Genomic DNA, 13,669 nt, shown 5'->3' on the forward strand with positions numbered 1-13,669 from the left:
TTTTAATCATACAAAATAAGCAAAAAAACAGATCGTTTTTGTTCGTTCTTGTTCGTTGCCACAGCACAAAATAAATTTTAAGACCCACATCACAAAAATTTTCCTTGCTTAAATCCGATTTTTATCGTATAATATTTTCAAATTATTTCGGAGAAATTGTGTTTATTGATGAAGCAAAAATAAAAGTAATCGCCGGTAACGGCGGCCATGGTGTGGTTAGTTTTCGGCGGGAGAAATTTGTTCCCAAAGGCGGGCCCGACGGCGGCGATGGCGGAAAAGGCGGCGATGTTGTTGTCCGCGCGGATCACAATTTACAGACGCTGCTCGATTTTCGTTATCGGCGAATTTTCAAGGCGAAATCCGGCAAACACGGCGCAGGCTCCCAAAAAACAGGAAAATCCGCTGAGGATGTCGTCATTCGCGTGCCCTGCGGCACGATTGTCAAGGATGCTGAAACTGGCGAGGTTTTAGTGGACCTGGTGGATCACGGACAGCAGGCCGTGATCGCGAAAGGCGGTAAAGGCGGGCGCGGAAATATGCACTTTGCCACGCCGACCAAAAGGACGCCGCGTTACGCCGAAGAAGGCAAGCCCGGTGAAACGCGGGAAATTATTTTGGAATTGAAACTGATCGCCGATGTGGGATTGGTCGGTTTGCCCAACGCTGGGAAATCCACACTTTTGTCGCGGCTGTCGGCAGCGAAGCCCAAGATCGCTGATTATCCGTTCACTACGCTGAGTCCGAATCTGGGAATTGTCAGCTACAAAGAACACTTAAGTTTTGTCATGGCGGACATTCCAGGACTCATCGAAGGCGCGCACCAAGGAAAAGGTTTGGGGCTGAAATTTCTGCGTCACATTGAGCGGACGCGGGTGCTGGCGTACTTGATTGATGTCAACACGAAAGATATTTTTGCGGAGTTCCTTTCTTTGCTCCACGAATTGGAAGAGTACAATCCGAAGATGGCGGAGAAGCCTTCTTTGCTCGTGCTGACGAAAATGGATTTGCAAATTGATGATGATTTGGATTTGGAAAAATTTAAAAAATGGAACCTGGCAATTGTGAGGATTTCTTCGGTCACCGGATCCGGTTTGGATGAATTGAAAGATCGGATTTGGGAACTGCTGCAGCGAGAGTGAATGAAAAATTAGCACGCGGATTTTTTTTGTTTTAAAGGAACAGTTTTATACGCTATTCGATATAAGTGATGTGTCGTCAAAAATTTTTATAATCAAAAATAGCTTTTGCCATGTACATCGATCTTGAACAATTGATAAATTTGAGCGCTGTTCCCGGAGTAGGACAGACCCGGCTGCGGGCGTTAGTGGCTCGGTTTAAGTCAGTGGAAAAAATTTGGGACGCCTCGGCAAAAGAATTGGCTGAAGTTGATTCGATTGACCTGAAAACAGCCGGGCAAATCAAAAAATTCAAAAATTTTCAAATCGGGAAAAAGCAGCTTGAGCGCGCGAAAGAATTAGGCGTCCGCATTATTTCTTTTTGGAACGATGAGTACCCTCCGATTTTGAAACAGATTTACGATCCGCCAGTGCTTCTTTTTGTCAAAGGAAAAATCGAGAAAATCGATAATTACGCCATTAGTGTGGTCGGCACGCGCTTGGCAAGTTCGTACGGGAAAATTGTCGCGGAAAAATTTGTTCGCGTGCTCGTCCAGAAAAACATCACGATTGTGAGCGGCATGGCGCGCGGAATTGACACGATTGCGCATCAGACAGCGATTCGCGCCGGCGGGCGAACAATCGCCGTACTGGGTTCCGGTTTGGACAAAATTTACCCGCCGGAAAACAAGCCACTTTCTGACGCTATTTCCCAACATGGCGCGGTTATTTCGGAATTTTTGCTAGGCACGGGTCCTGATGCACAAAATTTCCCACGCCGGAATCGAATCATTTCGGGAATGTCACTGGGCACGGTCGTCGTGGAGGCCGGCGTAAAAAGCGGCGCGCTGCTGACGGCAAATTTGGCGCTTGAGCAGAATAGGGAAGTCTTTGCCGTGCCGGGCAATATCAACAGTCCGAAAAGCGCGGGCACGAATCAGATCATCAAAGCAGGTGCAAAGTTGACCAGTTCTGTGAACGATATTTTGGTGGAGCTGCAAGCAAAATTAGCGCCTGTCCTACAAAAAGAAAAACAGACCGCGGAAATTCCGGCGGATTTGACAGCAGCGGATAAAAAAATTCTTTCCGCGCTGAGTCACGAGCCCGTTCACATTGATCAGTTGGCTTTACAATTGAGGCGGAGCACGGCGGAGGTGCTGTCCGATTTATTACCGCTTGAATTCAGGGCGTTGGTGAAACAGTTGCCGGGAAAATATTTTGTGAGAATTTAATCATCAAGGAGAAATTTGCAGCGGGAAGTACCGAAAAATCGAGTTGAAACAGATAAAAGCGTAGTGTCCGTAAGACGATGCGAAACGTACGATCCGGAATTGGTGGAGAAATCAATTCGTCAATTGATCGAAGACATTGGCGGAATCGAGCAGTACGTCAAGCCGGGCGATAAGGTTCATTTGAAGCCAAATTTATTGACAGCAAAAAATCCGGATCGCGCGGCGACAACGCACCCGGCTGTGGTACGAGCTATCGCAAAAATTGTCAAAGAAGTCGGCGCAGAAATTACTTTGGGAGACAGCCCCGCAGGAATTACCCGCCCCATCGAGGAATACTGGAAAAATACCGGCATGGAAGATGTGGCGCGAGACCTTGATTTGAAACTGGTGCGCTTTGAAAAAAACGAGGTTGTTGAAAAAAATATCAACGGCACTTCTTATTTCATCGCCAGAGTTGTCGCCGAGGCGGACGTGGTCATTAATCTGTGCAAAATGAAAACGCACAATCTGGTTTTGTACACTGGCGCCATCAAAAATAACTTTGGCTGCATCCCCGGATTCCGTAAAAGCGAATATCACAAACAGGCGCCGAAACCGCACAATTTCGCGCAAATCGTTGTCGATGTTTTTTCAGCGGTCAAACCTGATCTTTCCATTATGGACGGCATTGTCGCCATGGAAGGGAATGGCCCGTCCGCCGGAAATCCCAAAAAAATGGGGCTGCTTTTTGCCAGTACAGATGCGGTGGCGTTGGACTCAGTGGCATCGCGGTTGATGGGATTTGAGGACGGAGAAATTGAGACGACTGAAATCGCGCATCAGCGGGGATTGGGAAAGAAAAAATTTTCTGAAATAGAAATTCGCGGCGATCATGTTTCCATGAATCAGGATATTTCTTTTTCTTTGCCGTCAAATCGTTATTTGAATTATGTGCCCAGTTCACTGGTGAGAATCCTGGGAAAATTGCTCTACGTGAGACCCAAACCTGATTCGGATCGTTGTAAACGCTGCGGTATTTGCATTGCGAATTGCCCGGTGCAGGCGATGACGCCTAGAAAGGGATTCCCCATTATTGATTACAAAAAATGCATCAGTTGTTTCTGTTGCGATGAAGTTTGCCCCTTTGATGCCATTGATCAGAATATAAGCTGGTTAGCGAAGAAGTTTAGATAAGCTAAATGCTTGAAAAAAAATATTGACTGAAAAGATAAAATTTTGTATATTTCATTTTACGGAGGACTAGACCTAATTGGTAAGGCAGCGGTCTTGAAAACCGCCGGGCTCACGCCCTTGGGGGTTCGAGTCCCTCGTCCTCCGCTGAATTTATTTTAAACGGAGAGGTGCCGGAGCGGCTGAACGGGGCGGCCTGCTAAGCCGTTGTAGGTATTATTGCCTACCGAGGGTTCGAATCCCTCCCTCTCCGCTTCTTAAAGAAGAAACTATGAAACGGACAGACGACAGACAATCAATGTTATTTGAAAATAATTCCGGTGTTTGCGTTCGATTTGCCCCCAGTCCCACTGGCTATCTCCATATTGGCGGAGCGCGCACAGCAATTTTCAATTGGCTTTTTGCAAGAAAAAATCAGGGCCAATTTTTGTTGCGCATCGAAGACACGGATGTCAAGCGTTCTGACCAGAAAATGGTCGATGCAATTTTGGACGGTTTGAGCTGGTTGGGGATCGATTGGGACGAAGAACCTGTTTTTCAGTCCGATCATCTGGACCGTTATCGTGGGATTGCAGAAATTCTTGTGAATACGGGTCACGCTTATTATTGTTTTTGCAGTCAGGAAAGATTGGAGAAAATCAGAAAAGAGCGCGAAGGAGATCGTTCGGCTTATTTTTACGACGGCCACTGTCGGAATTTATCGCCGGAAGAAGTACAGGAAAAATTGGAACAAAAAATCCCTGCTGTCGTTCGTTTCAAAACCGAGCCCGGAAAAACGAATTTCAATGATGAAGTTCGTGGTTCTTTGACATTTGACAATAAAGAAATTGATGATTTCATCATTTTACGGTCGGACAAAGCGCCGACTTACCATCTGGCAGTTGTGGTCGATGATCATGACCTGGGAATCACGCACATCATTCGCGGCGACGATCATTTGACGAACACGCCGAAGCAGGTGTTGCTCTATCAGGCTCTGGGCTGGAAAATTCCTGTTTTTGCGCATGTGCCGCTGATCTTAGGCAGCGACCGCAAGCGGCTGAGCAAGCGCCACGGCGCGACTTCTGTGGTCGAGTATAAAGAAAAGGGCTATTTGCCGCAGGCGTTGTTTAATTATCTGGCGCTTCTGGGCTGGTCGCCCAAAGACGATCGGGAAATTTTGAGCAAAGACGAGCTCATTCAGGTTTTTGATTTAAAAGGAATTAATAAAAACAGCGCCGTTTTTGACGAGACCCGCTTGCAGTGGTTCAATGCGCAATACATCAATAAAGCTGAAAGCGGCGAATTACTTGACTTGCTGCTTCCGCTTTTTGAAAAAGAAAAATTAACGCCAAGTTTTGACAGAGCATATCTGGAAAAAGTCATTGATCTGCTCAAACCGCGGGTGAAGACACTAACTGATTTTTTGAGCGCGGGAAAATATTTTTTTTCCGACCCGGAACACTTTGATGAGAAAGCCGTTAAAAAACACTGGCGCGGCGAAAATTTGCTCGGGCGAATGACCAAATTGACTGAAGCGCTGGAAAATTTGACGTCTTTTGACGAAGATTCAATTGAAACGACCGTGCGGAGTCTGGCGGAAGAAATGGGAGTCGGAGCGGGAAAATTGATTCACCCGACTCGAGTAGCTCTCACGGGAAGTGCGGCGAGTCCCGGTTTGTTTGAGATGATGGCGGCGCTGGGAAAAGAAGTTGTTTTGCGGAGAATGAAAAAAGCGATTGGTCTGATTTCAGAGAAGTAAATTCCTTGGGGAGTAGTCCAATGGCAGGACATGCGGCTCTGGACCGTAGAATCGGGGTTCGAATCCCTGCTCCCCAGCTAATTTGGTAAGTGGTTATTGGTGAGTGGTAAGTGGCGATTGGCTTCAGGGATAATGTGATTATTTGTTTGTAAATTGGGTTAGACAGCGGTCATTTGTGTTTTTGTCACCTAAAAGCTATTTCTTTGAAGAAAAGAAATCAGAACTCAAAACACGAAACTAAAAAAGCGCCCGTAGCTCAATTGGATAGAGCATCTGACTTCGGATCAGAGGGTTGGGGGTTCGAGTCCCTTCGGGCGTACGAAGTGGTCCTGTAATTGATTGCCAGGTGTAGCTACTTTATAGCAATTAAAAATTAAGGAACCACTCACGGGGATGAAAACTATTTGCCGGAGAAGAAATATGAAAAATGCGATGTCATTTTTTTTAATAATTGTCGTTGTCGGATTGCTTTTAGTAAGTTGCAATGAGAATCCGACCAGTTTTTCTAATGATGAAACAATTACTAATGTTCCAGTAATTGCTAACGCATTAGATGCTTTTGCTTTTACGCTTAATGCTGATAATTTTTCAATTAATAGAATGGACTCATTGACGTTTGATGCGGATTCTCTTGTAATTAGCTTAATTTTGACAAATTATCACGGTGGCAATGGCAAAATAACAATATTTACTTCTGATTCAGTACAAATATTTAGCGAATTATTAAATAGCAATAAGATTAATGCAAAGACAAACATTGCCGGACATATTCCCAAAAGTATTATTATTGCAGCATCTAATTTGACAGGCAGTATTTCTTTTGCATTAGCTAAACAGAACTAATATTTTAAATAACGGCGCGTTCGTCTAGTGGTCTAGGACGCCGGCCTCTCACGTCGGTAGCACGGGTTCGACTCCCGTACGCGCTACAAAGTGGTTATTTGGTGAATGGTAAGTGGTTACTTGTGACTAGTGAAAAGAAATTTGTGAGTTTTCCGTGGGCATTAGGCACGGGTCATTTGTTTTTGTTGGATGGACGTTGTTGACTTGAAGCAAGAAACTCAAAACAATAAACTCGAAACTACAAACATAGACGTGCGCCCGTAGCTCAATTGGATAGAGCGTTTGGCTACGGACCAAAAGGTTGGGGGTTCGATTCCCTCCGGGCGTACAAATTTTTATTCTAATAACCGCCGGACAGTTATTTTCTATGATTTATGATCATGAGCATTGGATGGAGCAAGCTTTTTTAGAAGCGGAAAAAGCTTACCGAAAAAAAGAAGTACCTGTCGGAGCGGTTATTGTTTTTGAGAACAAAATCATTGGCAGAGGTCACAATTTAATCGAATCGCTTCAGGATCCCACGGCGCACGCGGAAATGATTGCCATTACGGCGGCGGCGAATTATTTAGGAACCTGGCGGCTGGACGGCGCTTCGCTGTACGTCACTCTGGAGCCTTGCCCCATGTGCGCCGGCGCGGTAGTGAATAGTCGAATTTCGCGAGTGGTTTTTGGCGCGTCTGATTCGAGAATCGGCGCCTGCGGCACGGTAAGCGATGTGCTTTCAGAGAACGGCTTTAATTCGGAGATTACCGTTACTCCCGGAATATTGGCTCAAAAATGCGAAGCGATTATTAAAGATTTTTTTAAGAAATTACGAAATAGTTCAGCGGAAGTAAGCTTGGAATAAACGCCGGAGAGGTGCCGGAGTGGTTGATCGGGGCGGTCTCGAAAACCGTTTTCGCTGTATGGCGAACGGGGGTTCGAATCCCCCCCTCTCCGCTGTTCTGAAAAAAATGGAGAGATGCCCGAGCTGGCCGAAGGGGCACGATTGGAAATCGTGTGAGGGGCCACAAGCTTCTCCGAGGGTTCGAATCCCTCTCTCTCCGCTATGTTTTTATTATTGACAATTCTCAAGTGACCGGGGCCGTAGCTCAGTTGGGAGAGCGGTACGTTCGCAACGTACAGGTCGTGGGTTCGAATCCCATCGGCTCCACTCGGCTGTGCTAGACGGGGAGCTAGCGGTGCCCTGTACCTGCAATCCGCTACAGCAGGGTCGAATTCCTCTCTGAGGTCCGCTCGTCGGATAGCAAGCGATAATAAGCGGCGTTGATCGTTAAGTCCTGCGCAACAAAGTAGTGCCGAACCCCGTCAGGACCGGAAGGTAGCAGCGGTAAGCATGATCTTTGTGTGCCGTAGGGTTGCTTGGCGGGAGCTGGCTGTTAAAGCTCGTTGTCTGAAAAGAGAGATCGAAGAGGGGTGCACAGCCTTTATTTTCCGCAGGCAATATTTTTGCACGGGGACAATAGCGAATTGCCCTTTCGATTTTCTCTTGAATCTCACCTATTTCTATCTCAGGAGGCAGCATGTCTTATTTAGTGTTAGCCCGCAAATGGCGACCGCAGACTTTTGACGATGTCGTGAACCAAAAACACGTCGTGCTAACACTGAAAAATGCGTTACGCGAAAAGCGTCTCGCCAATGCCTATCTTTTCACCGGCCCGCGTGGCATCGGAAAAACCACTGTGGCGCGAATTTTGGCAAAAGCGGTCAATTGCGATCAAGGCATTTCAGAAAACCCCTGCAACCAATGCGATAGCTGTGTAGAGATCACCGAGGGCAGAAGTCTGACGGTTTTTGAAATCGACGGCGCCTCCAACACTGGCGTCGATGATGTGCGTCGCCTGCAGGAACAACTCAGCTACACGACTACAAAAGACAAATACAAAATCTATATCATCGACGAAGTGCACATGCTATCCAAGTCCGCATTCAACGCGCTGTTGAAAACTCTGGAAGAGCCTCCGAAAAATGTGATGTTCATATTTGCCACGACGGAGCCTCACAAGCTTCCGGCGACAATCATTTCTCGCTGTCAACGGTTTGATTTCAAAAGAATTTCCATGAAGGAAATCGTCGAGCGTCTGAAATATATTTGCCAGCAAGAGAAAATAGAGATTGAAGACGAGGCCTTATTCCTGATTGCGAAAAAAGCGGAAGGCGGCATGCGGGATAGTCAGAGCCTGTTGGATCAGGCGATTTCGTTTTGCGGCAATAAAATTACCATGTCCGCCATTGTTGATCTTTTAGGCGTTATTGACTGGGAATTATTTTTCCAGTTTACTGATGCCATTCTCAAACAGGACATTTCCGCAGGATTGAATTTGGTGGAAAAAGTTTTTTTCAATGGCTACGGATTGGGTGAATTTCTGAACGGCCTTGCTGAACATTTCAGAAATATTTTACTAGTCAAAGCAACCAATTCCGTGGAATCGATTGAAACGGCCGAGACATTCAAACAGCGGTATTTACAAATCATTGATCAATTTGAAGATACTGAGCTATTGCAGCTCATGCAAATTGTCGCCGATGCGCAAAACGGAATCAAGTGGGCGGTGAATCCGCGCATTTTTATGGAAATGATTGCCATGAAGATGATACAGCTCAATAAAACGGAACGCATTGACGCGCTGCTTCAGGGAATTGATGCTTTGAAAGAGCGCTTTCTTCAGGCTCCGGGCGCTATTTCCGCGGAGAATGCGCACAATTCGCCAATTCGGCCGACAGGCGCCGCGCCCGTCAGAAATGCACCAATCACTCAGAAAAAAATTCCCATCATAAAAAACGAGACGGGAAGCCAGCGCGTTCCCGCATCTCCCGGCGACTCGAACCAGGAGGCAAGCGACGACTCGGAATCGCTTGATCCGCCGAGCGCGCATTCTTCGGCGGAACATATTGATATTGAATTTATCAAAAAAAATTGGGAAGGTTTTTTAGACAAAGTACAGAATGAGAAAATAGCGTTCGGCTCATTTTTGGCAGAAGGCGATCCGGTTAGGTGGGAAAACGGCTCCTTGACCATCGCTTTTGGAATGGAAAATGATTTTCATGCCGCTTATTTGGAAAAGCATCTCAAAGAAGTGGAGGCCATCGTTTCCAGGATTTTAGGCATTGCTGCTCATCTGACCTTTGTCAAAGTGGAGCGGCAAATCCCAGAAACCGGAAATGGCGACAATGGGAATTATTATTTACAAAAATTGGGACAAAAAATACCTTTGATCAAAGACATTGACGAGGCTTTCGATGTGGAGGTTGTGAAATAAGCGGGAACTTTGCCTAGCTGTCAAAGTATTAATTATCCACGCAGTTATGTGGCTAAAGGATTTTTATTTTTCCCCTTTTCGATTTTTTTTGCATACGGTAACGAAAGACGAAGATTGGTTTTTAAAAAGGAGTTTTTCAATGAAAAATTTAGGGATCATGGGAATGTTGAAACAATTCCAGGAAGTCCAGGAAGAAATGAATAGAATTAAGCAGGAATTGGCGTCCCAAAGAGTGACGGCTTCGGCTGGTGGTGGCATGGTCGAGGTGACTGCGAACGGTCGACAGAAAATTATCGACATCAAAATTGAGCCGGAATTACTTGAAACGAATGATAGGGAGATGTTAGAGGATTTAATCGTAGCGGCTGTGAATTTGGCGCTGGAAAAGGCAAGCGATTTGGCCTCTGAAGAAATGAATAAAATCGCCGGCGGCGTTCTGAACAATTTGCCGGAAGGCTTGAAGATTCCAGGTTTTAACGCTTGAGAGAAGGATGAATTTTCAGGGTTTGCCCGCAACAAAAAGTTTGTAGCCGGAGGACGTCCATTGTCGTACACTGTCACTTATGATGAGGAATGCGATTGCATTTTGGTCTCTGTCGCGGGGGAGTTCAATTTGCCGTTGCTGGAAAAAATTGCAACCGATGTTGAGAAAATTGAAAAAAAACATGGTTGCAAGCGAATTATTAACAATTTGCTGGAAGCCAAACTTGCCGATGGCGCGCTTGAAGTTTACAAGATGCCCGAAAAAGCGAAACAAATGGGCGTTGATTACACTTACAAGCGGGCGCTGGTGGTCGGAGATCGCTTTTTAGATTTTTATTTCCTGGAAACAGTTTTTGTCAATCAAGGGCATTTAGTGAAAATGTTTGCCACTTTTGACGAAGCAAAAGAATGGCTTGCTCAGAATTGAGAAAATCAAGGAGTTTGCATTTGTTCTGGCAGCCGCTAAAACATTCTAATTGAATAGAAAAAAGCTATTTCAAAAATAAAAGCAAAAAATGCCATATTTGTCCAAATCCTTGCAGCGAGCAATTGATGAATTGTCTCGTCTTCCGGGAATCGGTAGAAAGTCCGCACAGCGGATTGTTTTTTATCTACTGAAACTCCCGAAAGAGGAGGTTCATGCGTTGGCTCAGGCGTTAGAAGATGTGAAAGAAAAAGCGATTTATTGTTCCGTTTGTTTCAATATCACGGAAACCGATCCGTGTCCGATTTGTACGAACACAAATCGTGATCGCAGCATTATTTGCGTGGTCGAGGAAGCGAATGATGTGGCGGCGCTGGAAAAGACCGGCGATTACAAAGGTCTTTACCATGTTCTTGGCGGCAGTCTTTCCCCGCTGGACGGTATTGGCCCTGATGATCTGCGAATCAAGGAACTTCTTCGGCGCATGAGTAACGAAGTGAAAGAGGTCATTTTAGCGACAAATCCCAACGCTGAAGGAGAAGCCACCGCGTTGTACCTGGCGAAACTGCTCAAGCCGTATGGCATAAAAATTTCCCGAATCGCCAGAGGAATTCCCGTCGGTACGGATTTGGAATATGCGGATGCAATCACTTTGTTGAAAGCCATCGAAGGACGAACGATGTTTTAATTATAAAAAATGAGTTGGTTTAGTGCGATTTTATTGTGGTAAATCGGAGTCTGCTGCGCAGGGAGAGTGAATGAATTTACCGACAAGATTAACTGTTCTACGTATAATACTCACGCCGGTTTTTGTGTATCTTTTGTTCCATGACGGGCTTTATTACAAACTGGCTTCTTTTTTTGTTTATGTGATAGCTAGTTTGACGGATTGGTACGATGGCTATATCGCGAAAAAATATGGCTATGTGACCATTTGGGGAAAATTTTTAGACCCGCTTGCTGACAAAATTCTTGTTTCCGCCGCTTTTATCTCTTTCACGGTGCTGGACTATGTTAAGCTGTGGGTGGTTGTGACGATTGTCCTGCGGGATTTTCTCATCACTATTTTGCGCTCTTACGCCATGTTTCGCAAGCATCCGGTGAATACAATCTATTTGGCACGCGTGAAAACTTTTTTTCAGATGGGAGCGGTGTACGTGGTGTTCGCTTTTTTGCTGGTTGAAGAATTTGCAAAAGAGAAAGGGATGACGATTGCCGCGATCGAGTATTTGAAAAAAGTTGAGTTTATCGACAAATTGATGATTATTGTCGTCATTTTGACTGTCTACACCGGCGTCAAATATTTTTTTTACAACAAGACTCACCTGAGCTCTCTCCTGAAAGCATTTTATCGACTGTTTGTGCCTTCCGACTCCCAATCTTAATTCAATGGACTTGAAAATTACTTTGAGACATAAAATCGCCTGTTGGCAAATACTCAGATTAGAATTTTTTAATTTGATACAACGAAACACATTGCTCTGCAATCTCGATAAAGAAGATTGACTGGCAGGATGGAAAAGAACGACTAAAAGGAGCATGTTCAATGAAAGCTTTTGCGGCGCATGTTTTCTCAACTTTTTTCGGTATCGGCCATTCGCCATTCGCGCCAGGCACCATGGGCGCCATCGCCGCTACGATTATTTACTGGTATTTTTTACCCAGCGGCGGTCTCGTTTGGTTTTTGGCGTTAATTGCAATCACTCTCATTGGCGTAGGTTTATCCTCGATCACAGAAAAAGAATTTCAGCAAAAGTCAGGCGATAGCAATGCCCACGATCCGGGAATTATTGTGCTGGATGAAGTCGCCGGGGTGCTGTTTGCGCTGTTCGGTATGGGCAAGCAATGGCCCTGGGTTTTGGCGGCGCTAATTTTATTCCGAATTTTTGATATTTTAAAACCATTTCCCGTCAAACAGTTTGAGAAATTGCCCGGCGGGTGGGGCATCATGATGGACGATGTTGTCGCCGGCATTATTGCAAATGTTATTTTGAGAATCGCGCTGCTGTTTTTGAGATAGCTTAGCGCAAGTTTGAATCTAAAAATATGGATTGAAATCTAATTTAAGAACTCTGCTGTTCAAAAATTATCAGTAAAATTTTGCAGGCAAAAAATGGTAGCGGAAATTATCTCCATCGGCAACGAGCTGCTCGGCGGAGAAACGATCAACACCAACGCATCTTTCATCGCACGGAAATTGTCGGACGCCGGCGTGGAAGTTCGCTGGATCACGACCGTTGGCGATGTGGAAGATGAAATTTTTTGCAGTTTGGAGCGAGCGGAAAATCGGGCTAACGTGATCATCACTACTGGCGGCCTTGGCCCCACGCATGATGATATTACGAAAAATGTTTTTGTCCGCTATTTTGACGGCAAATTAGTCTTCAATGAAAAAATTTTGCAGAAACTGCGTGAGCGGTTTCGCCAGAGAAATTTGCCCATGTCGCGCTGCAATGAGCAGCAGGCTTACGTTCCCGATAATGCCAAAATTGTCGGTAATGAGATCGGCACGGCGCCGGCATTGCTCTTTGAGAAGGGAAAAAAGCTGTTTTTTGTATTGCCTGGCGTGCCTGTGGAAATGGAGCAAATCGTCACTGATTCCATCGTGCCCGTGTTGAAAAAACGGCAGACAAAAGTGATTTTGAAGCGCGTAATTCACACCATCGGCATTCCGGAATCGACGTTGTTTGCTGGTCTCGGGAATGTCGAAGAGTTGGAAAAAGCGTGCAAAATCGCCTTCTTGCCGCAAATGGGAAGAGTAGACGTTCGGTTAACAGCCCTGGGCGCGGATGTTGCGGAATGTCAGAGGAAAATTTCTGCAGTCGAAAATGTCATTCGTGAAAAAGCCGGAAAATTCATCTGGGGCTATGATAATGACACGCTGGAGAAAATCGTCATTGACAGCTTGCGGCGGAAAAATGTCAAACTTGCGACCATCGAAATCGGCGCCGAAGGAAAGATAATTTCCAATCTGTTAAAAAATAGCAGCGGCCAAGAAATTAATGTTGCCGGATTTGTTTTTTCAAAAATTTCCGACATGACAAGCTTTTTCGAACTGGATTTAACCAATGATGCGGCGACGGCATTTACTGACGAAGCCGGGATAAAATACAATTTCGAGACATTAGCTCGAAAAACAAAAGCGAATTTAGTGCTGTTTCTCCACGTTGTGCGGAATGAATCGCTGGAAGCGAATATCATTTTAGTTGATGGAAAAAACATCCTTCAGAAACACGAAATTTATCCCATTAAGGCAACGGTTGCGCTGAGAAGGCTTGTAACATCGGTCGTCGGTGTTCTTTATCAATATGTGAAAGATTAAAAATTTCCTTGCTAATTTTAGCGGATTGTCTTATATTTTTAGTTACAATTTCTCAAAATGATAAATTGATGTTGAGCCC

General features: G+C 45.3%; 13 protein-coding genes, 9 tRNA genes and 1 other RNA gene. All 23 read left to right on the plus strand.

Going from position 1 to position 13,669, the window contains the following annotated elements; genetic code table 11:
• Nucleotides 1-155: 155 nt before the first annotated feature.
• The 23 genes from obgE (at nucleotide 156) to GXO74_14330 (ending at nucleotide 13,590) form a co-directional block, all read left to right on the plus strand.
• A complete protein-coding gene (obgE, locus tag GXO74_14220) occupies nucleotides 156-1,139 on the plus strand; it encodes a GTPase ObgE (protein NOZ62824.1) in 984 nt (327 codons plus the stop codon).
• A gap of 110 nt (nucleotides 1,140-1,249) precedes the next feature.
• Nucleotides 1,250-2,347, plus strand: a complete 1,098-nt coding sequence (gene dprA / locus GXO74_14225) for a DNA-protecting protein DprA (protein ID NOZ62825.1) — start codon at nucleotides 1,250-1,252, stop codon at nucleotides 2,345-2,347.
• Between the two features lie 15 nt (nucleotides 2,348-2,362).
• A complete protein-coding gene (locus GXO74_14230; GenBank protein NOZ62826.1) occupies nucleotides 2,363-3,520 on the plus strand; it encodes a DUF362 domain-containing protein in 1,158 nt (385 codons plus the stop codon).
• A gap of 60 nt (nucleotides 3,521-3,580) precedes the next feature.
• A tRNA-Ser gene (locus GXO74_14235) sits at nucleotides 3,581-3,664 on the plus strand.
• Nucleotides 3,665-3,681: 17 nt separating this feature from the next.
• Nucleotides 3,682-3,770, plus strand: a tRNA-Ser gene (locus tag GXO74_14240).
• A 45-nt stretch (nucleotides 3,771-3,815) separates the two neighbouring features.
• Nucleotides 3,816-5,258, plus strand: coding sequence for a glutamate--tRNA ligase (locus GXO74_14245; protein NOZ62827.1), 1,443 nt, complete (start codon nucleotides 3,816-3,818; stop codon nucleotides 5,256-5,258).
• 6 nt (nucleotides 5,259-5,264) lie between these two features.
• Nucleotides 5,265-5,335 (plus strand) — tRNA-Gln (locus GXO74_14250).
• Nucleotides 5,336-5,503: 168 nt separating this feature from the next.
• Nucleotides 5,504-5,577 (plus strand) — tRNA-Arg (locus tag GXO74_14255).
• Between the two features lie 101 nt (nucleotides 5,578-5,678).
• Complete coding sequence (locus GXO74_14260; protein ID NOZ62828.1) at nucleotides 5,679-6,101, plus strand: hypothetical protein; 423 nt, start codon at nucleotides 5,679-5,681, stop codon at nucleotides 6,099-6,101.
• A 13-nt stretch (nucleotides 6,102-6,114) separates the two neighbouring features.
• Nucleotides 6,115-6,187, plus strand: a tRNA-Glu gene (locus GXO74_14265).
• A 168-nt stretch (nucleotides 6,188-6,355) separates the two neighbouring features.
• Nucleotides 6,356-6,429: transfer RNA gene (locus GXO74_14270), tRNA-Arg, on the plus strand.
• A 39-nt stretch (nucleotides 6,430-6,468) separates the two neighbouring features.
• Entirely contained in the window at nucleotides 6,469-6,948 is a 480-nt protein-coding gene (gene tadA, locus GXO74_14275) for a tRNA adenosine(34) deaminase TadA (protein ID NOZ62829.1), read from the plus strand.
• A 5-nt stretch (nucleotides 6,949-6,953) separates the two neighbouring features.
• A tRNA-Ser gene (locus GXO74_14280) sits at nucleotides 6,954-7,040 on the plus strand.
• Between the two features lie 16 nt (nucleotides 7,041-7,056).
• Nucleotides 7,057-7,147 (plus strand) — tRNA-Ser (locus GXO74_14285).
• A 34-nt stretch (nucleotides 7,148-7,181) separates the two neighbouring features.
• A tRNA-Ala gene (locus GXO74_14290) sits at nucleotides 7,182-7,254 on the plus strand.
• Nucleotides 7,255-7,259: 5 nt separating this feature from the next.
• An RNA gene (gene ffs, locus GXO74_14295) (signal recognition particle sRNA large type) lies at nucleotides 7,260-7,525 on the plus strand.
• Nucleotides 7,526-7,624: 99 nt separating this feature from the next.
• Complete coding sequence (gene dnaX / locus GXO74_14300) at nucleotides 7,625-9,361, plus strand: DNA polymerase III subunit gamma/tau (GenBank protein NOZ62830.1); 1,737 nt, start codon at nucleotides 7,625-7,627, stop codon at nucleotides 9,359-9,361.
• Nucleotides 9,362-9,500: 139 nt separating this feature from the next.
• The gene (locus GXO74_14305; GenBank protein NOZ62831.1) at nucleotides 9,501-9,845 is read left to right on the plus strand and encodes a YbaB/EbfC family nucleoid-associated protein; all 345 of its coding nucleotides are present in this window, start codon (nucleotides 9,501-9,503) and stop codon (nucleotides 9,843-9,845) included.
• Nucleotides 9,846-9,905: 60 nt separating this feature from the next.
• On the plus strand, nucleotides 9,906-10,271 hold the full coding sequence (locus GXO74_14310) for a hypothetical protein (protein NOZ62832.1): 366 nt from the start codon (nucleotides 9,906-9,908) through the stop codon (nucleotides 10,269-10,271).
• An 88-nt stretch (nucleotides 10,272-10,359) separates the two neighbouring features.
• Nucleotides 10,360-10,956: a recombination protein RecR gene (recR, locus tag GXO74_14315; protein ID NOZ62833.1), complete on the plus strand. Its 597-nt coding sequence runs from the start codon at nucleotides 10,360-10,362 to the stop codon at nucleotides 10,954-10,956.
• A 70-nt stretch (nucleotides 10,957-11,026) separates the two neighbouring features.
• Nucleotides 11,027-11,653 carry a CDP-diacylglycerol--glycerol-3-phosphate 3-phosphatidyltransferase gene (pgsA, locus tag GXO74_14320; GenBank protein NOZ62834.1) on the plus strand — a complete coding sequence of 209 codons (627 nt, stop codon included), beginning with the start codon at nucleotides 11,027-11,029 and terminating at the stop codon, nucleotides 11,651-11,653.
• A gap of 161 nt (nucleotides 11,654-11,814) precedes the next feature.
• Complete coding sequence (locus tag GXO74_14325) at nucleotides 11,815-12,288, plus strand: phosphatidylglycerophosphatase A (protein NOZ62835.1); 474 nt, start codon at nucleotides 11,815-11,817, stop codon at nucleotides 12,286-12,288.
• A gap of 93 nt (nucleotides 12,289-12,381) precedes the next feature.
• The gene (locus tag GXO74_14330) at nucleotides 12,382-13,590 is read left to right on the plus strand and encodes a hypothetical protein (protein ID NOZ62836.1); all 1,209 of its coding nucleotides are present in this window, start codon (nucleotides 12,382-12,384) and stop codon (nucleotides 13,588-13,590) included.
• Nucleotides 13,591-13,669 lie beyond the last annotated feature (79 nt).

It is taken from the genome of Calditrichota bacterium (assembly GCA_013152715.1).
GTDB lineage: Bacteria > Zhuqueibacterota > Zhuqueibacteria > Thermofontimicrobiales > Thermofontimicrobiaceae > 4484-87.

Bases quoted from the DNA above. Each gene is read 5' to 3' on its own strand.
- pgsA (NOZ62834.1), top strand. From the start codon at position 11,027: ATGAATTTACCGACAAGATTAACTGTTCTACGTATAATACTCACGCCG.
- GXO74_14325 (NOZ62835.1), top strand. From the start codon at position 11,815: ATGAAAGCTTTTGCGGCGCATGTTTTCTCAACTTTTTTCGGTATCGGC.
- dnaX (NOZ62830.1), top strand. From the start codon at position 7,625: ATGTCTTATTTAGTGTTAGCCCGCAAATGGCGACCGCAGACTTTTGAC.
- GXO74_14305 (NOZ62831.1), top strand. From the start codon at position 9,501: ATGAAAAATTTAGGGATCATGGGAATGTTGAAACAATTCCAGGAAGTC.
- recR (NOZ62833.1), top strand. From the start codon at position 10,360: ATGCCATATTTGTCCAAATCCTTGCAGCGAGCAATTGATGAATTGTCT.
- GXO74_14330 (NOZ62836.1), top strand. From the start codon at position 12,382: ATGGTAGCGGAAATTATCTCCATCGGCAACGAGCTGCTCGGCGGAGAA.
- GXO74_14260 (NOZ62828.1), top strand. From the start codon at position 5,679: ATGAAAAATGCGATGTCATTTTTTTTAATAATTGTCGTTGTCGGATTG.
- tadA (NOZ62829.1), top strand. From the start codon at position 6,469: ATGATTTATGATCATGAGCATTGGATGGAGCAAGCTTTTTTAGAAGCG.
- GXO74_14245 (NOZ62827.1), top strand. From the start codon at position 3,816: ATGTTATTTGAAAATAATTCCGGTGTTTGCGTTCGATTTGCCCCCAGT.
- dprA (NOZ62825.1), top strand. From the start codon at position 1,250: ATGTACATCGATCTTGAACAATTGATAAATTTGAGCGCTGTTCCCGGA.